General features: G+C 43.1%; 30 protein-coding genes. 11 read left to right on the forward strand and 19 right to left on the reverse strand.

Annotated features, from left to right (window positions below):
- On the forward strand, nucleotides 1-706 hold a 706-nt coding region (locus ACSLP7_RS03615), incomplete at its 5' end, for an SDR family NAD(P)-dependent oxidoreductase (RefSeq protein WP_435578053.1).
- 62 nt (nucleotides 707-768) lie between these two features.
- Here ACSLP7_RS03615 and rpmA read toward each other — a convergent pair.
- The 7 genes from rpmA to mutY form a co-directional block, all read right to left on the reverse strand.
- Entirely contained in the window at nucleotides 769-1,032 is a 264-nt protein-coding gene (gene rpmA, locus ACSLP7_RS03620) for a 50S ribosomal protein L27 (protein ID WP_435578054.1), read from the reverse strand.
- 32 nt (nucleotides 1,033-1,064) lie between these two features.
- Nucleotides 1,065-1,763: a 50S ribosomal protein L21 gene (gene rplU, locus ACSLP7_RS03625; protein ID WP_435578055.1), complete on the reverse strand. Its 699-nt coding sequence runs from the start codon at nucleotides 1,761-1,763 to the stop codon at nucleotides 1,065-1,067.
- A 147-nt stretch (nucleotides 1,764-1,910) separates the two neighbouring features.
- Nucleotides 1,911-2,807, reverse strand: a complete 897-nt coding sequence (locus ACSLP7_RS03630; RefSeq protein WP_435578056.1) for a DMT family transporter — start codon at nucleotides 2,805-2,807, stop codon at nucleotides 1,911-1,913.
- A 51-nt stretch (nucleotides 2,808-2,858) separates the two neighbouring features.
- Nucleotides 2,859-3,413, reverse strand: a complete 555-nt coding sequence (gene gldD / locus ACSLP7_RS03635; protein WP_435578057.1) for a gliding motility lipoprotein GldD — start codon at nucleotides 3,411-3,413, stop codon at nucleotides 2,859-2,861.
- Nucleotides 3,410-4,720: a gliding motility-associated protein GldE gene (locus ACSLP7_RS03640; protein WP_435578058.1), complete on the reverse strand. Its 1,311-nt coding sequence runs from the start codon at nucleotides 4,718-4,720 to the stop codon at nucleotides 3,410-3,412. The genes gldD and ACSLP7_RS03640 overlap by 4 nt, the downstream gene beginning before the upstream one ends.
- Before the next feature lie 18 nt (nucleotides 4,721-4,738).
- Nucleotides 4,739-5,194 (reverse strand): single-stranded DNA-binding protein, encoded by a 456-nt coding sequence (locus tag ACSLP7_RS03645; protein WP_435578059.1) that lies wholly within the window; start codon nucleotides 5,192-5,194, stop codon nucleotides 4,739-4,741.
- 41 nt (nucleotides 5,195-5,235) lie between these two features.
- Nucleotides 5,236-6,294, reverse strand: coding sequence for an A/G-specific adenine glycosylase (gene mutY / locus ACSLP7_RS03650; RefSeq protein WP_435578060.1), 1,059 nt, complete (start codon nucleotides 6,292-6,294; stop codon nucleotides 5,236-5,238).
- Nucleotides 6,295-6,416: 122 nt separating this feature from the next.
- Here mutY and ACSLP7_RS03655 point away from each other — a divergent pair, with 122 nt between their 5' ends.
- The 8 genes from ACSLP7_RS03655 (at nucleotide 6,417) to ACSLP7_RS03690 (ending at nucleotide 12,743) form a co-directional block, all read left to right on the forward strand.
- Complete coding sequence (locus ACSLP7_RS03655; RefSeq protein WP_272831314.1) at nucleotides 6,417-6,707, forward strand: HU family DNA-binding protein; 291 nt, start codon at nucleotides 6,417-6,419, stop codon at nucleotides 6,705-6,707.
- A gap of 293 nt (nucleotides 6,708-7,000) precedes the next feature.
- Nucleotides 7,001-8,542 (forward strand): Rne/Rng family ribonuclease, encoded by a 1,542-nt coding sequence (locus tag ACSLP7_RS03660; protein ID WP_435578061.1) that lies wholly within the window; start codon nucleotides 7,001-7,003, stop codon nucleotides 8,540-8,542.
- A 325-nt stretch (nucleotides 8,543-8,867) separates the two neighbouring features.
- The gene (locus ACSLP7_RS03665; protein WP_435578062.1) at nucleotides 8,868-9,545 is read left to right on the forward strand and encodes a hypothetical protein; all 678 of its coding nucleotides are present in this window, start codon (nucleotides 8,868-8,870) and stop codon (nucleotides 9,543-9,545) included.
- A gap of 31 nt (nucleotides 9,546-9,576) precedes the next feature.
- Nucleotides 9,577-10,389, forward strand: a complete 813-nt coding sequence (locus ACSLP7_RS03670) for a hypothetical protein (RefSeq protein WP_435578063.1) — start codon at nucleotides 9,577-9,579, stop codon at nucleotides 10,387-10,389.
- A gap of 1 nt (nucleotide 10,390) precedes the next feature.
- On the forward strand, nucleotides 10,391-10,927 hold the full coding sequence (locus ACSLP7_RS03675; protein WP_435578064.1) for a Crp/Fnr family transcriptional regulator: 537 nt from the start codon (nucleotides 10,391-10,393) through the stop codon (nucleotides 10,925-10,927).
- A 56-nt stretch (nucleotides 10,928-10,983) separates the two neighbouring features.
- The gene (locus ACSLP7_RS03680; protein WP_435578065.1) at nucleotides 10,984-11,559 is read left to right on the forward strand and encodes a DinB family protein; all 576 of its coding nucleotides are present in this window, start codon (nucleotides 10,984-10,986) and stop codon (nucleotides 11,557-11,559) included.
- A 93-nt stretch (nucleotides 11,560-11,652) separates the two neighbouring features.
- Nucleotides 11,653-12,141: an RNA polymerase sigma factor gene (locus ACSLP7_RS03685; protein WP_435578066.1), complete on the forward strand. Its 489-nt coding sequence runs from the start codon at nucleotides 11,653-11,655 to the stop codon at nucleotides 12,139-12,141.
- 2 nt (nucleotides 12,142-12,143) lie between these two features.
- A complete protein-coding gene (locus tag ACSLP7_RS03690) occupies nucleotides 12,144-12,743 on the forward strand; it encodes a hypothetical protein (protein WP_435578067.1) in 600 nt (199 codons plus the stop codon).
- A gap of 1 nt (nucleotide 12,744) precedes the next feature.
- Here the strand turns inward: ACSLP7_RS03690 and ACSLP7_RS03695 are convergent, their stop codons facing one another.
- Together ACSLP7_RS03695 and ACSLP7_RS03700 are read right to left on the reverse strand one after the other, a co-directional pair.
- Nucleotides 12,745-12,948, reverse strand: coding sequence for a helix-turn-helix transcriptional regulator (locus tag ACSLP7_RS03695; RefSeq protein WP_272831305.1), 204 nt, complete (start codon nucleotides 12,946-12,948; stop codon nucleotides 12,745-12,747).
- The gene (locus ACSLP7_RS03700; RefSeq protein WP_435578068.1) at nucleotides 12,938-13,420 is read right to left on the reverse strand and encodes a hypothetical protein; all 483 of its coding nucleotides are present in this window, start codon (nucleotides 13,418-13,420) and stop codon (nucleotides 12,938-12,940) included. The genes ACSLP7_RS03695 and ACSLP7_RS03700 overlap by 11 nt, the downstream gene beginning before the upstream one ends.
- Nucleotides 13,421-13,558: 138 nt before the next feature.
- Between ACSLP7_RS03700 and ACSLP7_RS03705 the strand changes: the two genes are divergently transcribed.
- A complete protein-coding gene (locus ACSLP7_RS03705; RefSeq protein ID WP_435578069.1) occupies nucleotides 13,559-14,044 on the forward strand; it encodes a regulatory protein RecX in 486 nt (161 codons plus the stop codon).
- A gap of 2 nt (nucleotides 14,045-14,046) precedes the next feature.
- Here the strand turns inward: ACSLP7_RS03705 and ACSLP7_RS03710 are convergent, their stop codons facing one another.
- The 5 genes from ACSLP7_RS03710 to ACSLP7_RS03730 form a co-directional block, all read right to left on the reverse strand.
- The gene (locus tag ACSLP7_RS03710; protein ID WP_435578070.1) at nucleotides 14,047-14,910 is read right to left on the reverse strand and encodes a cupin-like domain-containing protein; all 864 of its coding nucleotides are present in this window, start codon (nucleotides 14,908-14,910) and stop codon (nucleotides 14,047-14,049) included.
- 139 nt (nucleotides 14,911-15,049) lie between these two features.
- Nucleotides 15,050-15,679, reverse strand: a complete 630-nt coding sequence (locus ACSLP7_RS03715) for a fibronectin type III domain-containing protein (protein ID WP_272831301.1) — start codon at nucleotides 15,677-15,679, stop codon at nucleotides 15,050-15,052.
- 112 nt (nucleotides 15,680-15,791) lie between these two features.
- On the reverse strand, nucleotides 15,792-16,469 hold the full coding sequence (locus ACSLP7_RS03720; protein ID WP_435578071.1) for a fibronectin type III domain-containing protein: 678 nt from the start codon (nucleotides 16,467-16,469) through the stop codon (nucleotides 15,792-15,794).
- Nucleotides 16,470-16,485: 16 nt separating this feature from the next.
- The gene (gene bioB, locus ACSLP7_RS03725) at nucleotides 16,486-17,565 is read right to left on the reverse strand and encodes a biotin synthase BioB (protein ID WP_435578072.1); all 1,080 of its coding nucleotides are present in this window, start codon (nucleotides 17,563-17,565) and stop codon (nucleotides 16,486-16,488) included.
- Nucleotides 17,566-17,676: 111 nt separating this feature from the next.
- A complete protein-coding gene (locus tag ACSLP7_RS03730; protein ID WP_435578073.1) occupies nucleotides 17,677-18,822 on the reverse strand; it encodes a beta-ketoacyl synthase N-terminal-like domain-containing protein in 1,146 nt (381 codons plus the stop codon).
- Between the two features lie 62 nt (nucleotides 18,823-18,884).
- On the opposite strand from ACSLP7_RS03730, the gene ACSLP7_RS03735 reads away from it, so the two are divergent.
- Nucleotides 18,885-19,328: a cytochrome c oxidase assembly factor Coa1 family protein gene (locus tag ACSLP7_RS03735; protein ID WP_435578074.1), complete on the forward strand. Its 444-nt coding sequence runs from the start codon at nucleotides 18,885-18,887 to the stop codon at nucleotides 19,326-19,328.
- Here ACSLP7_RS03735 and bioA read toward each other — a convergent pair.
- From bioA to ACSLP7_RS03760, 5 genes are all read right to left on the reverse strand, one after another.
- The gene (gene bioA / locus ACSLP7_RS03740; RefSeq protein ID WP_435578075.1) at nucleotides 19,311-20,579 is read right to left on the reverse strand and encodes an adenosylmethionine--8-amino-7-oxononanoate transaminase; all 1,269 of its coding nucleotides are present in this window, start codon (nucleotides 20,577-20,579) and stop codon (nucleotides 19,311-19,313) included. The two genes, ACSLP7_RS03735 and bioA, sit on opposite strands and share 18 nt — an antisense overlap.
- Entirely contained in the window at nucleotides 20,576-21,193 is a 618-nt protein-coding gene (gene bioD, locus ACSLP7_RS03745) for a dethiobiotin synthase (protein ID WP_435578076.1), read from the reverse strand. The genes bioA and bioD overlap by 4 nt, the downstream gene beginning before the upstream one ends.
- A 56-nt stretch (nucleotides 21,194-21,249) precedes the next feature.
- Complete coding sequence (locus ACSLP7_RS03750) at nucleotides 21,250-22,221, reverse strand: S41 family peptidase (protein WP_435578077.1); 972 nt, start codon at nucleotides 22,219-22,221, stop codon at nucleotides 21,250-21,252.
- 113 nt (nucleotides 22,222-22,334) lie between these two features.
- On the reverse strand, nucleotides 22,335-23,150 hold the full coding sequence (locus tag ACSLP7_RS03755) for a LytR/AlgR family response regulator transcription factor (protein WP_435578078.1): 816 nt from the start codon (nucleotides 23,148-23,150) through the stop codon (nucleotides 22,335-22,337).
- Entirely contained in the window at nucleotides 23,140-24,282 is a 1,143-nt protein-coding gene (locus ACSLP7_RS03760; protein ID WP_435578079.1) for an aminotransferase class I/II-fold pyridoxal phosphate-dependent enzyme, read from the reverse strand. Before ACSLP7_RS03760 ends, ACSLP7_RS03755 begins: the two co-directional genes overlap by 11 nt.
- Nucleotides 24,283-24,382: the final 100 nt, after the last annotated feature.

A 24,382-nucleotide genomic window follows, 5' to 3' on the forward strand; every position in this document is an offset into this window, starting at 1 on the left:
TGAAAAGGGATTTAACATTATACTCTGCGCCAGAAACCAACAAAAGCTGGACAAAATGGCGAGAAAGATCGTTTTTCAATATCCAGTTTCTACAGAGGTTATCACCAAAGACCTGTCCGTCTTAGAGCAGGTGCATCAACTTTGTGAAGAGGTCAAATCCTTTGAATTAGGGCTTGTGGTGCTGAACGCCGGTTTTGGCACCTCCGGAGCTTATATTGACTCAGACCTAGACACCGAACTCAATATGCTCTCCTTGAATTGCATTTCAGTTGCTGCTTTGGCGCATTATTTTGGGCGTCGTTTTGCTGAGCAAGGTCGAGGCGGCTTAATTATGCTGAGTTCTATTGTCGCGTTTCAAGGCGCTCCGGGAGCCGCAAATTATGCAGCTTCCAAAGCCTATGTACAAAACTTGAGTGAAGGGCTGTATCACGAACTAAAACCCTTTAATGTAGATGTGCTTAGTGCAGCTCCAGGACCTGTAGAAACAGGTTTTGCTGCGCGAGCTAATATGCAAATGGAAGGGCAATCCCCTTCTAAAGTAGCTCGGGATATCTTGAATAGTTTGGGTAAACGCAATACCACCTTCCCAGGAAGAGTTTCTAAACTGCTCATCTTTGGATTGCGCTCTGTACCGCGTTGGGGTAAAGTATTGATCATGAAAAAGGTCATGAGGTCCATGACCGAGCAAAGTCAAAAAGCTGCATAACCATATAGCAAAAAAAAGCCCCTGCAATTGCAAGGGCTTCTCTATACTGTACAACGTCTTTCTTAAGCTTCTCCGTGAGGAATAATTGAAACGTAAGATTTGTTGTTGCGTTTTTTCTCAAACTTCACAATACCGTCTACTTTGGCATGTAAAGTATGATCTTTTCCAGCGTATACATTCTCACCTGGATTGTGAGCAGTACCGCGTTGACGTACGATGATGTTCCCAGCAACGGCCGACTGTCCACCAAAAATCTTCACGCCTAAGCGTTTCGATTCTGATTCTCTACCGTTCTTCGAACTACCAACTCCTTTTTTGTGAGCCATCTTTTCTCGGTTTTATACGTTACTATTAGAGGTTATGCTTTACCTCCGTCTAATTTGTCTTGTAATTCTTTAAGCTCATCCCACTTACCATCGGCAGCAAGTTTAGCTTGTTGAGGCCAAGTGTCTGGTACGTGGTTTCCACGAACTCCAGCAATGATCTCACTAATTGCAGCTGGCTTGGCTTTAGCTAGATCAGCGAAAGTGGCAATTCCAGCAGCAGTAAGCGTCTCAGCGATTTTAGGTCCAATACCTTCAATCTTTTTAAGATCATCTTTTGCGGCCTTTTTAGGAGCAGCCTTCTTAGGCGCTGCAGCTTTAGGAGCAGCTTCCTTCTTTGCAGCTGGCTTAGCGGCTGCTTTTGGAGCTTCTTTCTTAGCGGCAGGTTTTGCTTCTTTCTTAGGAGCAGCTTTCTTAGCTCCAGAAGCAACAATGCTCTCAATTACGATCTCAGACAAGTGTTGTCTGTGTCCGTTTTTTACTTTGTAACCTTTGCGTCGTTTCTTTTTGAATACGATCACTTTGTCACCTTTTAAGTGCTTAAGCACCTTGGCACCTACTTGGGCACCTTCTATAACCGGGGCGCCAACAGTTACTTTGTCTCCGTCACCAATTAGAAGTACGTTGTCAAATGCAACTTTCTTACCTTCTTCAGTGGCCAAACGGTGTACAAAGACTTTTTGGTCTTTTGCAACTTTAAATTGCTGCCCTGCTATCTCTACAATTGCGTACATGGCGTAACGTTTGATTAATTTGTTTTTTAAACTTTCCTCAAATCGGCAAAAACAATATTGCCTAAGAGGGGTGCAAATATAGGGCTAAATACCAAAAACACAAACGGTTTGCTTTAAATTTAAATACAGAATAATGCTAGGTAATTTCTACCTTTTCAGCTTCTTGGAAGTCCTTCCTCGGTTGGCCCAATAGACCCCAAAGAGAATCAGTAAGGAAGCTAGTGCTTCTTGAACGGTAAAACGCTCATCATCTAAAACGCCCCACAGCACAGCAACTATAGGCATTAAATAGGTCACAGAGGCCGCAAATACCGGGGTTGCCATCTGTACCAATTTGTTGTAAAGCACTTTGGCCATAGCCGTTCCGAACAAACAAAGCACCACTAAATAACCTAAAGAAGAAACTACAGCGTCATTCTCTAATGGATTGGTACTGAGAAAACCGTCCCACAATAAAACCAAAAATGCCGGCACCATAATCGCAGCAAAGTTTCCAGCGGCGATGGCCAAAGGAGGTACTTCCTGCAGATGCTTTTTAATGATATTTGAATTAGCCGCATACATCACAGAGGCTACCACTACAAAGAGCGCGTAGAAGTAATTCTGATCGGGTTTAAGAGCGGCTCCACCTAAAATCAGCAACACCGTCCCAATAAAACCGATGACCACACCCACCACTTGTTGTCTGGAAGTTCCAATGCCAAAGAGACTCACCCCAATAATGATAGTGTTTAACGGAACCAATGAATTCAAAATAGATGCAATGGCACTGTCGATCTCCGTTTCTGCAAAGGCGAAAAGAAAGGCGGGAAAAAAGGTTCCCAAAAACCCAGAAATGGTGATCCACATCAAGCTTTTCTTTGGAATCTTGCGGAGTTTGCTCCAACCCGCAATCAGCAGAAATGCACCAGAAATTAGTACGCGTAAAGCTCCGAGTTGAATTGGATTCAGACCGACAAGCGCTTTTTTAATGAGGATAAAAGAGCTTCCCCAAATCAGTGCTAAAAGCACCAAAAACACCCATTTTAAGTTGGCCTGTTGCATGAAGTTGCAAAGGTCTTAAAAATTCAGGGAGTAGACTATTTAAATTGAAGCTTATTCTTCCCAGCTCATGGATTCCATCATGCGACGCACATCGTTGCGCAGGTATTCCACAGCGGGAAATATAGAATCAAAATTGGGCTTGGCGTTGAAGTAGACAGAACCGGTGACAAAATGATTGATGGAATCGGTCACATAAAACTGAGATTGGGTCGCCGCATCACCATCGATCATATAAAACATACCGTAAACCTTATTGATAGGATCTATCCTGGGTTGCTCTAAGATTTTATTGGCTTTAACGGTATGGTCATAGGTGAGCTTTTGCGCATCAAATAAAAGGGAATCCAAGTTGTTCTCCACCGGGCGATAAGTTAAATAGATTGTCGCGTCAATAGCAGGGTAGTGCACATTCACCCAACAATTATTGCGGCGCTGCAATTGCGCAATTTGATTCACACTAAAGGTGTAATCGCAATCAAACTCGGCCTTGGCATAAACAGCCTCAGGATATTCCAATCGCAACAGTGAGGCGGGCTTAACCACTACACGGTCTTGGCAACTCGTCAACACTAAGGTCATTGTTATAAACGCAAACAGGTATCTCATTCCTTGATGGTCAATTTGATTTGTTTGATCCTTTTATTCTCAAAGGCTTCTATGGTAAACGTATAGTGTTCAAACTTTAGTACTTCGTTCTTTTTCGGGAACCCTTTTGCGATCTCTAAAAGGAAGCCAGCAAGCGATTCAGCTTCTCCTTTGTTTTCTTCAAAAGCAGACGGGTCTTCTAAACCGATCACCTTATAAACATCCTTTAGCGGAGTCTTGCCTTCAAAAACATAAGTAGTGTCATCGAGCTTGGAATAAATGATGTCGTCATCGTCAAACTCGTCAGAAATTTCGCCAACAATCTCTTCTAAAATATCTTCTAAGGAAAGTAAGCCGCTAGTGCCTCCATACTCATCCACCACTATGGCCAAGTGCATTTTCATCTCCTTGAATTCTGCCAAGAGATCGTCTAATTTTTTGTTCTCCGGAACAAAGTAAGCCTCGCGTTGCAAAGAGACCCAATCCAACTTCTGCTCACCCAAAAACGGCAGTAGATCCTTTACGTAAAGCACGCCCGTAATATTGTCAATATTATCTTGATAAACCGGAATTCTCGAATAGCCATTGCTGACAATCTCGGGTAAAATATCTTCAAATTTCTGGTCGTTACTCAAGGCAAACAGATCCATTCTCGGTTTCATGACCTGCTTGGCATCGGTGTTTCCAAAAGTCACAATTCCTTGCAGGATCTTTTGTTCTTCTTGAGTGGTATCGTCTTCTGAGGTGAGCTCCAAAGCCTGTGACAAATGGTCTACGCTGAATTTAGATTTTTTACGTCCGAATCGATTCTCAATAAATCGTGTTATTGAGCGCATGGGGATGGAAAGCGGCGACAGCAACACCTCCAAAGCTTTGAGCGGATAGGCCATAAAAAGCGCAAAGGTCATATTGTTTCGGGAGGCGTAGATCTTGGGTAAAATCTCTCCAAAGAGCAAAATGAAAAAGGTCACTACGCCTACTTCCACAATGAAGCGTACGGGAATGCCTAGAAAATCCGTAGTGAGCCTGCTAAAGAAAACCTCAGCAACAGAATCAAACAATAGAATGATTGCAATATTAATGAAGTTGTTGGAGACCAAAATAGTGGCCAAGAGCTTTTTGGGTTTCGCCAAGAGTTCCCCTACAATCTCTAGTTTTTTAGAAGGCTTTTCACCTTCTGATTCCAGATCAGTCGCAGACAGAGAAAAGAAAGCCACCTCAGAAGCTGAGATCAGCGCTGAGCAAAGCAAAAGCAGCAATATTACTGCCAGACTAATGGCGTTGGAATAAGCTAGAGTTAAAAGTATACTCGGAGGTTCCAGGTCCAAGGGCTATTGGTTTAGTTACTAAAAAGGAAGATCGTCGTCGTCCTCTTCTACAGGTGCCGGAGCAGCTGGTTTTGCAGCGGGAGTGGCTTGGGGTGCAGCTGCTGGTGCAGTCATTCCTCCAGGAACGCCTCCTTCTGTTTTCGGGGTCAAGAAAGTGAAATCCGTACATTGGATCTCCGTGGAATAACGATCATTGCCTTGCTCGTCTTGCCACTTGCGGGTCTTTAAACGACCTTCAATGTAAACCTTATCTCCTTTATTGAGGTATTTTTCGCAGATTTCAGCTGCTTTATTTCTTACCACAATATTGTGCCATTCGGTGTTAGACACCTTTTCTCCAGTGGTTCTATTCGTATAGGTTTCATTGGTCGCTAAAGGAAATCTCCCAATGGCGCCTCCACCTTCAAAATAGTGCATTTTCACCGCATCACCGGTATGTCCAATAAGGATCACTTTGTTTATCGTCCCGCTCATAGTTCTGTCATCTTAAACTCAAATATACCTAATTTTTCCACTTAAAAGCTGTAGCTGTTTATAAATCGTTCCAAAACTACGGGAACGGGAAAATCATGCAATTGCTCATGGGAAATAGCGCCTTCTAAAGCAGTTTGATAACTGGCGATCCAGAAGGTGATCTCCAAATGTTGGTGCGACAATTTATGCCTTATGGGCTGGTCGTTATAGCGCACCAATTCAGGTTTTTGAGCAGGGCTAAATACCTTATGAAATACTTCGGATTCCATAACCTCTTTAGAGGTTGTAGGAGCTGCTGTTTCCAGGTTGGGAAATTCAAAGAGTTTGTGCCAAATACCTTTAGCTTCTCTTTGGACGAGTAAGGTTTGCCCTTCAGGGCCTTGGGGAACTATATAATTAAAGTAACGCTTGCGCACTTTGGTCTTCCCCTTCTTTACCGGCAAGGAGCTAATAGTATCTGCGGCTCGTGCAGCGCATCGGTCCTTAAAAAAACAATCGGGACAATCTGGGTTTCTGGGTTTGCACAGTCGCGCACCAAATTCCATCATGGCTTGATTGAACGTTCCAGGCTGGGTAGGGTCGATGAGTTCTTGAGCCAAAGCTTTAAATTCCTTTTGCCCAGCACTACTATCTATAGGTGTATCAATTCCGAAGCTACGCGAAAGCACCCTGTATACATTTCCGTCTACAACAGCTGCTGCTTCATCAAAACAAATAGAGGCAATGGCAGAAGCCGTATAATCCCCAACCCCTTTGAGCTTTTTTAAGTCCTTATAGTTATTAGGAAAAACTCCGCCGCACTCAAAAGCAACATATTTAGCTGTGGCGTGGAGATTTCTCGCCCTGGAGTAATATCCAAGGCCTTGCCAAAGCTTTAAAACCTCTTGCTCACTGGCATTGGCGAGGTCTTCAACCTTTGGAAAATGAAGCAGAAACTTCTCGTAATAAGGCAAACCTTGTTCAACTCTGGTTTGTTGCAACGTGATTTCCGACAACCAAATTTTATATGGGTCTTTAGTCTGTCGCCATGGCAAGCTGCGCTTATTTTGTAAGTACCACGCAATTAGTGGTTTAGAAAATGAAGCATTGGGTAGGTTCATACAGACGAAGGTAGCCGATATCTCGTTATTTTTTAAGCAATTAAGCTTTATTAATTGAATTTAAAATGTTTATATTTGCGCTCTTGTAAAATTATCCCTTAAACAAAAAAAATATATTAATAATGACGAAAGCAGATATCGTAGCGAGAATTTCAGAGAAGCTAGGAATGGAAAAAGGAGATGTTCAAGCTACTGTTGAATCATTTATGAGCGAGGTTAAGAATTCTTTGGAAAGTGGTGACAATGTTTACCTAAGAGGATTCGGAAGTTTTATTATCAAAACTCGCGCGGAGAAAACCGGAAGAAACATTTCTAAGAATACAACAATCAAGATTCCTGCACACAATATTCCAGCGTTCAAGCCTGCAAAAGTATTTGTAGAGAGCGTGAAGTCTAACGTGGAGGTTAAATAATAACACTAATAGATCCTGACCTATGCCAAGTGGTAAGAAAAGAAAAAGACATAAGGTAGCGACGCACAAGCGTAAGAAAAGAAGACGCGCTAATCGTCACAAGAAAAAGTAGTGTAACACTACTTTTTTCGTATTCAGCATTAACAAATCGTTCTTTGATACTGAATTTGCCACCCGCTTAGCTGAGCGAAAAGGCTGGCTTATTCACTGGTTTTAGAAGTAAAACCTGTAAAATAATATGTTTAATCCATCTGTGATGGCCTTTGGGCTTCATGGATATAAAATTAAATCGAGTGAACTACGAATTATTTATTAGATCCGGTTCCTCTGAAGTTGATTTTGCCCTTTTAAAAGATGGAAAACTAATTGAACTGCATAAAGAAGAAGACGGTAACAAGTTTTCTGTAGGTGATGTTTTCATTGCCAAGATCAGAAAGACCGTGCCTGGCCTAAATGCAGCATTCGTGAATGTGGGTTACGAAAAGGATGCCTTTTTGCACTATCACGATCTGGGGCCTAACGTGCCTTCTTTAATGAAGTTCATAAAACGTGTAAGCACAGGTAAACTTAAAGAGTATTCTCTAAAGAACTTTCCTTTTGAAAAAGAGATTGATAAGCACGGAAAAATTAATGACGCGCTTAAAAACAATCAATCGATTTTGGTTCAGGTTGTAAAAGAGCCAATCTCTACCAAGGGACCCCGAATTTCTTCGGAACTGTCCATAGCCGGTAGATATATTGTATTGGTTCCTTTTTCCAATCGGATCTCGATCTCTCAAAAGATCGGCACCAAAGAAGAAAAAGACAGACTAAAGCGCCTGGTGACCAGTATTCAGCCCAAAGGTTTTGGGATCATAGTACGCACCGTGGCAGAAGGAAAGAAAGTAGCTGAACTGGACAAAGACCTGCAGAATTTAATGGACCGCTGGACGGCCATCTGCAAGAAGCTACAAGGGGCACACCTCCCCTCAAAGGTGTTAAGTGAGATGAGTAGGGGAACCTCCATGATTCGCGACTTGATGAATGACAATTTTAGTGCCATTCATTGCGATGACGAGCAACTCTACTATCAAATTAAAGATTACGTGCAAGAAATTGCACCCAAGAAGGAGAACATTGTAAAGTACTACGATTCTAAAGTTCCGATTTACGAGAAGTTTGGAATTGAAAGACAGATCAAGACCTCCTTTGGTCGAACGGTATCGACGAGCAAAGGCGCCTATTTGGTAATTGAGCACACCGAGGCCCTCCACGTTATTGACGTGAACTCCGGAAACCGATCCAACAAATCCAAATCGCAAGAAGACACAGCCTTAGAAGTGAATTTAATTGCGGCTACTGAGGTAGCGCGGCAACTGCGTCTTCGTGATATGGGTGGTATTATCGTGATTGACTTTATCGATATGGGTAAAGCACCACACCGACGCGAACTCTACAACCATTTACGTAAAGAAATGGAAGACGACCGAGCAAAACACAAGATTTTGCCGCCGAGTAAATTTGGACTCATCCAAATTACAAGACAACGCGTACGTCCGGAGATGAACATCAAAACCCGCGAAGAAAACCCTAACGGGCAACCGGGTGAGATCGAAGCTCCAATTAGTGTGGTACATAGGATTACCGAAGACCTAAAGCGCTTAAGTAAAAAAGACTATAAAAATCTGACGTTAAATACGCATCCTTTTATAGCGGCCTTCTTAACCAAAGGCTTTCCATCTGTGCGAACCAAATGGTTCATGGAGCACAAAAAATGGGTAAAAATCCAACCTAGAGATGCTTACACGTATCTGGAATATCATTTTAAAGATAAAAATGGTAAGAAAGTAAATTAACCCTAAGAAACCCTCATCGCTTTTGCGGTGGGGGTTTTTTGTTTTATTCTCTTTTTCTTTTTGGGCATGCCCCTCTCGTTGCTCGGGTCGGGCTTTTCGCAGTACAAGGTACTTTGCTGCAATCCCTCATGCGATTAGAGCGGTTACGGTCATCGAGTGTTTTGGCCGAAGGTCAAAATGTATCGAGATGACATTAATATTAGCTTGCCACTACCGCAGGTAACATTTTCAATAAATTCATAAATTAGTACACACTTACTCCCCAAGTGCTTTTGAATGTTTTGTTCATTAGTATCTTGGGGAGTGTTGTTTTTGAAATATTTGTATGAAGCTTACCCTTAATTTTCTGTTATTGCTATCTCAACTTGTCTGTTTCGGTCAAGAAATAAAAGAACCCATTGAAATTATCATTACCGGACATCATGTTATAACAAAAGAATATGTCCGCAAAAATGATTCTATTTTTAAGGCTTCACTTAGGCCTGATTGGGTTCCAACCAATGCTCCTAGTGCCACAGCACAAGACAGCTATTCTCAAATTCAATTGATAAATCGTAAAAATTATTTTCTTGACTATCGCACTCAAGAAGAGGTTCGAGATGGTTTTAAATACACGATTATTTCGAGTATGAAGCAAGTTCAAAAGGACTCTTTAAAGAAAAGAGAATTTAGACCCGTAACTTTTCAACTAACTAGCTACAAGTCATTCTCCAACAAAGATAATTTCCCATATCGTATCATAGAGACTGATGAGAACAGGACAAAGACCGTAGATGGATTTAATTGCTTCTATGTAAAAATGGAGAGTATAAAATTTCCTGGTAGGTTTATTGATATGTACGTGACAAATCAAATTAAATTAGCCTACCACCCTTTGATTAGCTCAAGCAAAATAATAAGCCAATTCTATCCTCTATACATGAAAATTTACAATGGTGAATTTCCGAACGATGACTACAAGGAATACACATTTCGTTGCCGCTTTCCGCGAGAAAGAGAATAAACATATTTAAGAATTTTCATAGTTTGTAGTCATGACCAACTTCGCCGAAAACTTTGCCAACACCTCAGACCAAGCTTTGCTCCATGTTTTGGAGTTCTCTGATCAATACTTACCAGAGGCATTAGATGCTGCGATCGCGGAGCTAGAAAAACGCAATCTCACTGCAGCGCAGACCGCAGCAGCGCGAGAAGCGGCGAGACAGTACGAAACCAATAAGCAACAAAATACCCTGCGGAAAAACCAACACATTATAAGATCCAACAAGAGTCTCAAGACCTTTTGGGACAAGGTCTCACCTTGGCACCCGGGAATCCCGGCAGCCGAACAGCGATATAAATTTGTCCTTTTGTTGTGGGCTATTTTGACGGCTAATACGGTTTACAGTTTCATTGCAAGCTTGCAGTATTACAGTCTGCAATATTTAGACAAGTATTCGGTAACGGTATTGCTCTCCAGCATTCTAAACGTGGTGATCTGCGTGCTATGCCTACTGTGGCTGTATAAAATCTTACGAAAGGGCTGGATCACCTTGGCGGCAATCCTTTATTTGAATCTGGTCTTTGAGTTTTTAAACATCATCCAGATCGTTGAGATGTATGCAATGGGAGGCCCAGATTTCCCGTTTCTTGAAATCGAAGAAACCTCGCCTACAGGACTTACAACACAACTACTGCGCGCGACTTTCTTTCTAGCATATAACGTGCTACTGCTTGTTCTTTTGATGAACAAATCGGTTCGGGAGTTTTTTGGGATCGAGAAAAAGCATTTTATCAATTCCATTTGGGTGGCATTGTTGATTTTTGGAATTGGCGCTTTACCGCTATTGATCTATATCTTTGAATGATATGAACCTTTTAGAACACTTCAAAAACCTCTTTGACCAACACGAGCTTTGGGAAGATGAGATCACCCTGAAGCGCTATGAATACCTCAAAGTTCAGGGCGCTACAAACACCAATATTTACTATGTGATCTCCGGGAGCTTGCGCGCCTATATCATTGATGAGTTTGAGGAACACACCATTCGCTTGGGTTATAAAGACAATTTAGTGGCTGCCATGGTGTCTTTCATTACCGAACAGCCCACCAACCTCTATCTGCAAACACTCAAAAAGACCCAGCTTAAGGTAATGAGCAAAGCCCGTTTGATGGAGTTCATCAATGCAGATCCTGAGCGAATTCAAGCTTGGTCACGCTTTCTGGAACTAGGCATTTGCCAGCAAATGGAACGCGAGCAAGACATCTTGACCAGTTCTCCTTTGGAGCGTTACAAACGCGTGCTTAAACGCAGTCCGCAGGTATTCCAAGAGATTCCGGACAAGTACATTGCCTCCTATTTGCGCATGACGCCAGAGACCTTATCTCGAATCAAGAAATCTTAATCCAGATCAAGGTTTAAGAAGTTTATAGGTTAGATATTTGTCTTAAAATCAAGGACATGAAAACCACTAGTGAAGCATTAATCACCGATCTGATCGCGCGCGTACAAGAGAATTTAAACGGAGCTCAAGCCCTGAAACAAGAGGCAGAAGAAGCCTTGAACTGGAAGGCAGGCCCCAAAGTGTGGAGCGCTTTGGAATGCTTTGAGCACATGAATCAATACAGTGACGTCTACCTCATGCGTATCATGGAAGGCATGACCAAAAGTGACAAGAAACCGCAAGAGGAATTCAAGTCTGGAGGTTTAGGAAATTGGTTCGCTAAGCTCATGTCTCCCGGTGATGCCGGCACCAAAATGAAAACCTTTAAAAGCAAGGATCCCAACGGCAAAAAGCTTCCCGTCAGTGTAATTGACACATATATTCAGGATCAAGAAAAGAGTTTGGCCTTATTACAAATTGCTCGCAGCAAAAACGTGGCGCGTGTCAAGGTTCCCACAGATCTAGGAGCTTGGGCCAAGGTAAAATTGGGCGATGCTTTTAGAATCATCGTTTATCACAACCAAAGGCATTTGCAGCAAGCCCAGCGCAGCTTTGAGGGCTATGTAAGCCAAGCTCGATTGGCACAAGGATAATTATAAAAAGAGGCAATGGCCTCTTTTTTTTATGCCTGAGTGTGATTTTATAACTTAAAGCGATACTAACGCAGTGAGTCTCTTAATTAATCAATGAGTAATTCGGCCGAATTTACAAGCCTGATCAAAAAACACGAAGGCATCCTCTTTAAGCTCAGCAATGCTTATGCAGACCGTCAGGAAGAGCGCCAGGACCTCTATCAGGAAATGGTGTATCAGCTTTGGAAATCTTTTGATTCCTATAAAGGCAATTCCAGTTGGTCTACTTGGATGTATCGGGTAGCGCTCAATACCGCGATCAGACATTTAAAGCTTTACAAGCGCAAGCCAGACAAGCAGCAACTCTTACCCGAGTTGCACCGCATTATGGAAGAGCAAGACGCTTTAATGGATGAACGCACACAGTTTTTGTATGCGCAGATCAGGAAACTTAAAGAAGTGAATCGGGCGATAGTTCTGTTGTATTTAGATGGAAAATCGTACGAAGAAATTGGACAGATCACGGGTTTTTCTCCGAGTAATATCGGCACCCGTTTAAACAGAATCAAAGCACAAATGCGTGCCAACAAACCGCAGCACTAGTTATGGAACTACAGGAAATGCAAGCTGCATGGCAGCAAATGAATCAGAAAATCGAAAAACAACAACAGTTAACAGATCAATTAATTATGGAAATGACCACACAAAAATACCGCGCCAAATACCAAAAGCTCAACACCTTTGAAACCGTTGGAGGAGTGATCTGTTATGTATTTGCAACTTATATTTTGTTGAATTTTGGCAAGATGGATATCTGGTACTTCCGCCTCTGCGCTGTAGTAGCCATTGCCGTTTTGACCATACTCCCAATATTCTCGCTAAGCGCGATTCGGGATTTACAGAACCTGCCCATTACCTCTGGCACTCAAAAGGAGTTGATGCGTGATTTTACGGCCCGCAAAAGACGCTTCCTGCTCTTTCAAAAGATCAATGTGGGTATGACCCCACTACTGATGGTGAGCATACTGCCCGTCTTTTCTAAACTCTTTAAAAATATCGATGTCTTTGCAGAGAGTTCAGTGATGTTTTGGTACCTGCCTATTGGCGCCATTGCCTTGTTTTTGATGTTTGGTTGGGTCTTTAAATGCTACCGAAGCATTAATGCCTCGGCAGCAAAAACTTTGGAGGAATTGGATCAGCAGTAGCCTACCAATCCGTATCCTCTAGTTCAAAAAGTTTGTCAACGGTGGTGGAGAAGATCTCCGCCAAGCGCAAGGCCAAAACCGTTGAAGGGACATACTTACCCAACTCCATGGCATTGATGGTCTGGCGGCTTACTTTGGCAGCTTCTGCCAAAGCTGCCTGAGTCATGTTGTGACGTGCGCGTTCTACTTTGATATTATTCTTCATCGCTTACCGTTTTGCGCAACTTGTAGAGCTGCCAGTTAAACCGAATGATAAAGAAGATCAAAATGGTAAATAGGTTAAACATCATGATCCAGTAAAAGGAAAGATCGTGCACAAACACTATGGCCAGAAAAAGGATTCCATAGTTCACATAGGTTGCCCAGACCAAACTCTTTAACCGAATGTTGCTGATGAGCTCATCCTCTACCTTTTCTTTGGAAAAGGCCAAAACCAAACCACTAATGATGATCAAAACTCCCATGATCTCATCCAGAACGTTGTTAGGAATAAAACCAAAGATGACCTCTTCTCCCAAAAAGTCATCTTGATAGATGGTAAAAACATTCCAGTCTAACCAGTCTGGCGACATCCCCGATCCTCCTTGAATCGATAAAAAGCCAATAATAAGCGAGGGAATGAAAACCAGTAGCCCCCACTTTTTGTAGCGATGCGGAAATAAATAATTCGCGTTCATAACTATTCGTTTTTAATGATTGATGTTTCAAAAGTATAGAATATTTTCCATTATGTAAAGTTTATTTTACTTTTTGTCATTTATTTATGACATTTTGAAGCTCGTTTTTTCATGTTTGAATGTGTATTTTTGAGGCTGATGAATCGTGGACAACACCGCAAAACCTATACTGTAGAAGAGGCTCAAGCTCGTCTGGAACGCTATTGTGCCTACCAAGATCGCTGCCATAAGGAAGTAGAGAAAAAGTTGACAGAGATGCGCATGATTCCGGCTGCCAAAGAGCAGATCATCTTGCATTTAATGCAGCACGATTACCTCAACGAAAGCCGATTTGCCCAGAGTTTTGCCCGCGGAAAGTTTCGCACTAAAAAATGGGGAAAACAGCGCATCACCAGAGAACTCAAAGCGCGAGGCATCTCCGCCTACAACCTAAAATTGGCCTTAAAGGAGATCTCAGATACCGAATACTACAGCACCTTCCACACCCTAGCAGAAAAACGTTTTGCAGCAATTCCAGAAACCAATCCGCAGAAAAAGAAAAAGAAACTAGCAGATTACTTACTATACAGAGGTTGGGAAACGCATTTGATCTATGAAAAGATCAATGAATTGATGAATTCGTAGAATTAGGAGATCCCCAACTTGCGGTGGGTCTTAATAATGGCCTTCTCATTTTTGCCGTCAATCCACGCCTGTCCTTTCATGCGGCGCATGGCATTATCAAAATGACGCATTACAAAGATGTTGTAAAGGGCTTTTCCGAGGTTCTTCGGATTGCGGGCAATAGCACGCAGACTCATACTAAAACCTGGAGTGATATAACGCATATAATGCCAATAACCCTCAGGCATATAGAGCACATTACCGTGTTCCAAGTCTGCGATATAGCCTTTAGCGTGCTTTAAAGCCGGCCATTTGTCGTAGTCTGGATCGGCAAAGTTGATGTCCTCTCGGGTAATGAGCGAATGCGGGATCTTATAGAGATAATCGTTTTGCTCTTGGTCAAAGAGAATCACCTGCTTTTTACCGTGAAAGTGAAAATGGAAGATGTTCGCTAAGTCAATATCGTAATGCATGAAGGTGTAAGAATCCTCACCTCCAAAGAAAAGCATGGGCAAACCTTTCATAAGCTTGATGCCAAAATCAGGATAGGAAAAGTCCTTTTGCAGCTCGGGAACCTCTTTTAAAATGTTCCAAAGGAAGATCCGGAACTTAGTGGGCTCGCGCTTGAGTAGATCAATATACTCATGCATCTGCATCTTGGCATGCGGCTCGTTAAATCCGTCCTTGTAATCTACAGGGCGGTCGTCATACAAAGGAACCTCTTTATCTCCAGCCACCTCGGCCATATAGTCCAGATTCCACTTTTCAAAAGCCGGCCAGTCTTCTATAAAACGCTTGATCACTACCGGTTTTTGAGGCTTCAAAAAGTCTCTTTTAAACTCCTCTTTGGTAATGGTCTCGCGAACTTCTATTGGACTTAACTGCATAGGTTTACTTAAAAATCGGGTTAAAATTACGAAACATTTACATAACCTATTATGTATGGTTCTTAGGCGGTAATTATACTTTAGTAAAAAACAAAAGGGCGGGAACATCCCGCCCTTTTGCCCCCAAAAGATACTCTACTTAACCATCGGTCGTAATGACCAGAGCATCCGAGTAGGTGCTAAATCCGTCCGAACCACAATTGGCACGCACATAGATTTCATACGTGGTCGATGGATCCAGCCCTTCTATGTTAAATGAATTTTGTGAGGTATTCGCAGTCGATCCCGTCCCTAAGGCAAAGCCAGAGGGACCGTACTCGATCTCCCAAGCCGTCTCATTGTTCTCGTCCCAAGACAGCTCAATACTCGTGTCGGTAAGACTTACCAGCTGTAAATTGGACGGTGGATTACAAGTAATTGTAGGCTCCGCCGTAACTACATCCACAGAGATGTATTCACTAAAACCGTCTGAACCACAATTGGTTCGCAAATAAATGCGGTACTCCGTGGCAGGCTCTAGATTTTCAATGAAAAAACTCTCTTGTGAGGTTTGACGAACCGTTCCGGTTCCCAAGGCGAAGTCCACTGGGCCGTACTCTACTTCCCAAGCGGTCTCTGTATCGATCCCCCAAGAAAACAAAATGGAGGTCGAGTTGAGTTGTTCAATAATTATACTTCCGGGTTGTTTGCAATTGTTCGGAGCGTCGTCGTCATTACTACAGGAAACTAAACACAGCCCAACCATTGCTAACAGTAGCAACTTTCTCATAGGTGTTCGAATTAAGATTGGGTAATGGTGTTTCCAGTCTGTAAAACGCCTGCGAAAGATTTAAATTGTAATAAAATCGAAATTTTAGCCCTTTTAAGGCTACTGGTAATTGCTATTCATCAAGGGTAGTAACGTTCTCCGTTGGGGATAATCCCAACTCGCTAATGGAGAAGTCGCCAGTAGTACAACGAGTTACAACCCCAATGGTATAGAGGGTATTAGGCTCCAGACCTGTGATGGTATAATTGGTTTCTGTCACGTCTACATCGCCGCCGCTAATGCCATCGGCAGAGCCCCAAGAGACACGCCAAAGATTTTCATCAAAACCTTCCCACTGAATGCTGATGGTAGTGGTCGTAATCTCCGTAACCTCAAAATCAGCAGGCGGAGTACAACCCGCTCCAAAGGCCAAGCTGTTTACCGCAATAGGTCCAAGAATCTCCCCACTGTCTGCATCACACTTAGCACGGTAATACAGATCAAACTCTGTATCATAAGGCAGCGATTCTACCGTTTTAATGTGAAATTTATTAAAGGGATCTGAAGAAACCGTGACTTGGTTGGTAGTTACTCCCAAGTTCTCTGGAGCTGTAGCTCCACGCGCCACAAAGCCAAATTCATAAGCCTCAATGATCTGCTCTTCTGTAAAGTCTTGCCAACTCACAGCAATCCGCCCTTCCCCTTGATTGATCTCTACAGGCATTTCTGTGTCACAAGCTGTGCTGTCATCGTCTGTAGAACAAGCAGTTAATAATCCCGTTAAAACGAGGAAGGTAAAAATGTAGCGCATGATTTCTAAGCAGTTTTTACTCCTTAGACTTCATTTTAGCTAATTGGTTGCGTTCAATAGTGTGACCTGGGCGCGTCCATTTTGGTTTTTCACCCATATCTTGGTAAGCCGAGTCTTCTGCCTCTACGGTTTCTGGTTGTGCTTTTTTTACGAATGCTTTCTGCGGAGTTAATCCGAGGAGCTTAAACATATCCATATCCTCATTCACATCAGGATTTGGAGTGGTTAGGAGCTTATCTCCAGCGAAGATGGAATTGGCTCCTGCAAAGAAACACATGGCCTGACCTTCTCTGCTCATCTCCGTACGACCGGCTGAAAGACGCACTTGGGTCTTTGGCATCACAATACGCGTGGTGGCCACCATACGGATCATTTCCCAGATCGAGATCGGCTCAATGTCTTCCATCGGTGTTCCTTCTACAGCTACCAAAGCATTGATCGGTACAGATTCTGGCTGTGGATCTAAAGTAGCCAAGGCAACGAGCATTCCCGCTCTATCGTCCAAGTTCTCTCCCATTCCAATGATTCCCCCGCTACAAACAGTAACGTTAGTCTTGCGAACATTAGAAATAGTATCCAATCGATCTTGATAAGCACGTGTAGAGATCACGTCTTTGTAGTAATCCTCAGAAGTATCTAAGTTGTGATTATAAGCGTACAAACCGGCTTCTGCCAAACGCTTGGCTTGGTTTTCAGTAACCATACCTAAGGTACAGCACACTTCCATATCCAATTTGTTGATGGTACGAACCATTTCTAACACCTGATCAAACTCAGGGCCGTCCTTTACGTTTCTCCAAGCGGCACCCATACACACGCGAGAGCTACCAGAAGCTTTAGCACGCAAGGCTTGTGCCTTTACGTGTTGCACGGTCATCAAATCATTGCCTTCAATGTCGGTATGGTAACGCGCAGCTTGCGGGCAATAACCACAGTCTTCTGGACAACCTCCGGTTTTGATAGACAATAATGTAGAAACTTGAACTGTGTTCGGATCGTGATGCTCCCGATGCACTGTTGCAGCGCGGTAAAGCAATTCCATCAATGGAGTGTTGTAAATTTCCATGATCTCCTCTCGAGTCCAGTCGTGTCGCATAATGTAGCAATTCTAGCGCTCCGCAAAGTATATTGAGAAGCAGGGTTAGATATGCAAATATAAGATTCGTCCGCAGATAATTAATGCTCTCCAGCCTTAGTTTTTCACGGCTTATCTACAGAGAATAATACTCACGGCGTTTCCTCCAAATCCAACAGCATTGACTAAGACAGTCTCTAAGGAGGCAGGGGGATTTGACTCTTGATTATAGAAAGGATTTTCAAACACTTGCCGCTTTTCAAGCATCATTAATGCCAATTCCATACTCATCATCCCAGAGGTACCCAAAGTATGTCCAATAAGGTGTTTGTTGGAGATCAAATAAGGCGACTTTTCAAAAACGGATTGAATGGCATGCACCTCAGCACGATCTCCCAAAATTGTCCCCGGAGCATGCATGACCACTGCATCTACTCGGTTAATCCCAGCAGAATCAAGCGCCATTTTCATGGAGTCTTGAAAACAGTCTGCTTTTTTGCTCAATGAAGTGTGGTGATCTAAAGGCTCAGTACCCCATCCGCAGCCAATAATATACCCTTGGGCGTCTTGGTGCTCGCCTTTAGTCAAAATCGCCGTAGCAGCGGCCTCACCCAAGACCATAGTATTGCTCTTCTTATCCAGATCTAAGGCTCTGCAAGCATAGCCCTCTGTTTGCTTAGCGTACAAATTCAGCGCTTGCATCTGCGAAATGGTAAATGGCGTTAGCGGAGCTTCAGTTCCTCCTACCAACATAAAATCAGCCATTCCGGAACCTAGCCAAGCAATACCATTGAGAACCGCATGCATGGCAGAAGCGCAGGTCACTGAATGTGCCAAGCTCATGGCCTTTAATTGCAGATCTTGAGCCACCCAAGTGGATACGTTCCCCAAAGTGGTGGTTGGACTAGCTAAGGTATGCGCGGCTCCGTTTTTAAGAAAGTCCGCATGGTAGCGTTCAAAAAGATCTGTGGCGCCGCGGGACGAGCCAATGTTGACTCCCCAATTCCCGTCGAGGGTTATATCTTGAAGACTTCCGCGAGCAGCTTTAATGGCCATCAAAACCGTCCGATCCAAACGTTTATAATTGCTGTTTTGCTGGGAGATCTGTTGCAAGTCAGCATCAACAGTATCATTGACGCGAGCAACGGCAACATCAGCTTGCTTAGATTGCAATGTAGAAAAGCGTGGTTCTCCAGCGGCATAACTACTCCAAACAGCTTTTGGGTTGCTTCCCAAAGCAGAGACAGAAGACATGCCTAAAACGCTGATACGGTCCATCAAAATTTTGTAAATTTCTGCAAAAATAGGCCTTTAAACCTTCACAATAAGCATCAAACCCTATGGAAGAACAACTACCTGAAAAAAATTGGTGGCAACGCAATTGGAAATGGGCATTACCTACGGGTGGCTGTCTTATTGTGGTCATCTTGATCGCTGTTTTTGTATTCTCACTAGTCACTGGTGTTTCTGCCTTATTTAAGGAATCTCAACCCTATCAAACGGCATTGACCAAGGCGCAGGAAAGCGAATGGGTCATTGACAAACTGGGCGAACCCATTGAAACAACAGGCATGGCTCAGGGCAACATTAGCATTCAAAACAATGAAGGAACTGCAGATCTAAAGATTCCGGTAAAAGGACCAAAGGACAGCGGAGAGATCTTGGTTTGGGGTAAAAAATCTGGAGATTCCTGGACCTATACCTACATTCGTTTTAAAGTCTCTGGGTCTGAAGAAGTCTACGATCTGATCAACAATAGATTGCTACTAGCCGAAGACGACTAAAGCCTCTTTTATCACCGCATAAATCTTATCTAATTCTTCCTTTTTAATCACAAAAGGGGGTACTATGTATACAGTATTGCCCAAAGGTCTTAAGTAAACCCCGCGATCCATAAAGAACTTCAATACAGCATCGCGCTCGGGGCCGTAACGCGGAATCTCTTTTTTAAGATCTAAAGCGTAAATCACTCCACATTGACGTGTTTGAGAGACAGCTTCGTGCTCTCGAATACTTTTATCAAACTCAGCATGAGACGCAATGACCCTTTGGATATTTTGCTGAATCTCATCAGAAACCAACAGCTCCATAGCTGCGATTGCGGCAGCGCAGGCCAACGGATTGGCAGAATAGGTATGCCCGTGAAAAAAGCCATCAGCGAGCTGATCACTGTAAAAGGCGTCGTATACCTTTTGGGAACAAGTGGTGAGTCCCATAGGTAAAAGTCCGGCAGTAAGCGCTTTACTCAAACACATGATGTCTGGCAAATGACTAAGCTGCTGACTGGCAAAATGCGTTCCCGTCTTGCCAAATCCGGTCATGACCTCATCAGCAACACACAAAGTTCCCGCTTTATGGCAGGCTTCAATCAAAGCAGATAGACCCGCTGGATCGTTAAGCTGCATGGCAGCCGCACCTTGGACCAAGGGTTCAAAGACAAACGCAGCTACGCGTCCGGTTGCCAATTGCGCTTCAAGCAGTTCAAGAACCTGTTTGTTGTTCGCTCCGTTAGGTACAGGAATGCGAATCACCTCCAAGGAAAAATCACTAAAAGGACCGTTATAAACATCCAAGCCAGAGACAGACATGGCTCCAAAGGTATCTCCGTGAAATCCGTTCTCAAAAGCAACGAGAAAATCCCGCTTTTCAGCCTGATTGAAATGATACTGCAAGGCCATTTTAACGGCTACCTCTATGCTTGTAGAACCGTTGTCTGAGAAGAAGATCTTTTGTTGATTGTCTGGGAGAAGCTCCATGAGTTTTTCAGACATCTCCACCGCCGTTTCATGGGTGAATCCGCTAAAGACAATCTGATCCATACGCAGCATTTGCTCCGCAACTCGAGAAGTGATCATCGGGTTGCAATGCCCATACATACTGATGTACCAGCTGGAAATCGCATCGATATAAGAATTGCCCTGTTCATCCCAAAGATAAACTCCATTTGCACGTGCAATTGGGAAGGCCTCGCCTGCAACTTTATGTTGCGTTAACGGGTGCCAAAGGTGTTTTGCATCGCGTTTGGAAAGACTCATTTCAGTTCAGATTTAAACTTATCTGCATAGTAGGCAACAACGCGCTGATCAATATAAGGTTCGTCATCAATACGACCAATAACAGGCACCTCTGGATGCATGGTGGTAATAATGCTCTCTGTAGTAGGATGCTCATCTCCGCTAAAGATCAAACTGATCTTTTTGAATCCGCGAGCTTTAAGCAATTCCAGGCTCAACAAAGTGTGATTGATGCTTCCTAAATAGTGTCGAGAAACTAGGATAATATGATCATCGGCTTGAGCAATATCAATAACGGTGTCCTTATTATTAAGCGGAACCAGTAGTCCTCCAGCTCCTTCAATGACCAAGTGGTTCTTTGTCTTTGGGCGGATGATCTTTTTCAAGTCGATCTCAATGCCATCAATAGCCGCAGCTCCGTGCGGACTCATTGGCGTCTGCAAAGCATAAGCAGCGGGATGAAAGACTGTTTTATCATTGCTGATCAAGCGCTGTACTTTATGTGTATCTGAGTTGTGAAGATCTCCTGCTTGCACAGGTTTCCAATAATCTGCTTGCAATGCTTCTGTGAGCACTGCAGCGACCACTGTCTTTCCAACATCGGTTCCAATTCCACTGACAAAAATCCTTTGCATGGCACAAAAATACGAACCCGGCCTTAGAACATTTCTATGCCGGGCTCATAAAATTGCTATAAACCGAGTAATTCTTTTGCCTTGTCTAAAGCTTGTCCACTACTCACTTGAACATCTGGGGTCACTCCCAATTGATCCAGACGAATTCCCTCCGCCGTAACGTAATCGGCAACAGGTAAGAACAAACGTAACTTTCTCGAGACCTTAAAGAAACGGCCGCTCATCATATTTCCAGCAGTTTTTGTCCCAATTAGTGTTCCTAAGTGGTATTGTTGAATCAGATGCACTAAAGGTTCATTGGTGCTGGCGGTGTTCTCATTGACCAATACCATTACCTCACCTTCAAAAACCTTATTGTTGTGTCCAGGAATGATCATTCTAAAAGCCGGTTGTTGCATCATACGCCCGAACTCTGCATAACTCATCTCTTTTAAATAGTCCATTTGAGCAATTTCATCTTGCGTTGGATAGTCTGCTGTCTGCTCAAACCAAGAGCGGGTAATATAGGTTCCGGCATCAACGGTTTGGTTGGTCAAATACTGCCCTAAAATAACAGCTGCATCCAAGGTTCCGCCAGTATTATCTCTAAGGTCAATGATCAGTTTTGAATATCCCTTGGATTCAATTTGACCAATAACTTTTATCATGGCTTGAGGATCTCGAGACCAAGAAGCTACGTTCAATAAAGCTGTGTTGGTGTCTATCTCTTCCAAAGAGAAGTTCTTCCTAGATGAAGATGAACCTCCTTTGGTATAGTTCAAATAGTAGTGAGAAAAGGGCAGTTTTTTGCTAGCTTGATTAAATAGGCGAGCAAATTCCTCGTCGTTCAAATTGAGGGTTTTTGCTTGCTCAAGAGTGGTTACGAATTCTTGCCATTGTGGTGTCTCTAAAAAATGAGGGTTGCAAATATTAGCTTTAGTAAGTTCAAGAATGGTCTCAATTTGTCTTTCGCGCTTGGCTGGCGGTTCCGCTAAAACGGTTAATGAACTTAAGGCGAATAATACTAGAAAAATTACTTTTGATTTCATGATTTATTTGTTTTGATGAGACAAATAGAAGATGAAATTTTTGAGCTAAAAAATTAGTGTGACCAAGTTGCAGAATTTGTGACCAATGCCCCATTTTAGGGCTTATTCTGCAGTTATTGGGACGAATTTGAAAGCCTTTCACTAAAGGCTTCATAGTATTTTTTGGAGACGGGAATGGGTTCTTCCACGCCTTGAAGAAGGATGTGTCTATTTCTGGAATTGCCTGCCACCTGAGTGACAAAATCAGCATTGACCAAATAGGATCGATGTACTTGTAGAGCCGATGGAAGTTGTCCTGCAACGGCTGCCAAAGTAGATCGGATCATTGTTGATTCTAACCGATCCTTATTTAAGTGGACAAACTTCACGTAGTTCTGTTGGGCCTGCGCGTAGATAAACGCATTCCAATCCAAGGTCAACTGATCGGTCTTATTAACGCCTTCAATGGAAATGCGTTCTGCATGCACTGCAGTAGATGTTTCTAAATTGACTTTTCCAAAATGACGCCTTAAGGCCGCCCAAGCCGGAATCAATAAAGGGGCAAAGGGCAAACCGAAGTTCACCAAGAAATCAGCCATCCACGACCAACTCAAATTAGACTCCGAATTGATCACATAAAAATTATACACGCCGCATAAGCAAACCATAATTGGAGCTGCCACTAACAAAACGACCAACTCCTGCCAGAGTTTCCACTGTCCATTACTTTTACGATAAAAGAACTCCTCTAGAATATGTACAATAAAAACACAAAGAGCAACGACTCCCGCGTATCCAAAAATCCGCAGATATTTAAACGAAGCGGTGTATTGTTCAGAATCAAATGGTTTTAAAAGAACGATGATCAAAGGCAGAATCATACCCAAAACCAATCCGATTACTAAGGTTTTGGACCAACTGGAAGTGTATGCGACTTTTCTATAGAGCATCTTTATGAATGATCTCGGCTAATTTATCAATAAGCAATTTAATGGATTCCTGGTCATTATAACTATGCAGACAGATTCGGATACGCTCCGAACCTTCCGGCACCGTTGGCGCCAAAATAGGCAGTACGCCAAAGCCGAGTTCAGACAACTGCTTTGCTATAGCCTTGACTTGCGAATTGCCAGGAATTACTACCGTGTGAATGGCGGATTCTGACGGTATAAAATAATCCGAAAGCTTACGTTTTTCAATACATGATCGTAATAATGCTATATTACGATGTAACCTTTCAATTGCTTGAAGACTCGTTTCGGATTCCGCAAGCCATTGATACCTCAATTCTAGTGTCGCCACGTGTTTAGGAGCCAAAGCCGTAGAATAGATGAGCGGTCTGGCGAAATTGACTAAGTAGGACTTAACCTCCACACTTCCCAAGACAGCAGCTCCATGGTAACCTAAGGCTTTGCCAAAAGTCACTACCCGCGCAAACAATCTATCTTGCAATCCCAAGTCCTGAACCAAACCAACACCGCGCGTTCCGAAAACACCAAGAGCATGGGCCTCATCAACTATTAAATGTGCTTTATAAGTTCCACAAAGCTCCACCATGGCCTCTAGATCTGGACTATCCCCATCCATAGAGAAGACGGACTCCGTAATGACATAGCAACTAGCGTCTTCAGGCATATGAGTAGCCAAAAGTTGTTCTAAATGCTCCAAATCATTATGACGAAACTTAATTGCTCTAGCTTGAGCAAGCTGTATTCCGTCGCGGATAGAAGCATGCGCCAAAGCATCGTACAGGATGAGATCACCCCGTAAACCAACTGCAGCTATCAATCCTAAATTTGCGTCATAACCGCTATTGAATACTAATGCAGCTTCTTGCTGGTGAAAATCGCATAGGCGCGCTTCAAAGACCCCATAGGCATCGTGGTTCCCCGTGAGTAAACGCGAACCTCCTGCTCCTGCAGAGGTAAAAGCTTCTTTAGACTCAAACTGTAAACGCCCCATACCCAAATAGTCGTTGGATGAAAAATCATATTGCGCGCTGTAAGTCTTAAGCGTTCGCAAAGAGTCGCTGGCTTGACGCGCCAAGAGTCGCTTTTTCAGTTTTTCAGGCAAGTTGTTCATCAACACAAAAATACAAGAGATTTTAAGGGCTTAAAATTATTTGACCGCTCGATTTGTCCTGAACCCGTGAATTGCTAACAATTTTTTAATCTCAACCCTT

It is taken from the genome of Gilvibacter sp., from assembly GCF_965601605.1.
Classification (GTDB): domain Bacteria; phylum Bacteroidota; class Bacteroidia; order Flavobacteriales; family Flavobacteriaceae; genus Gilvibacter.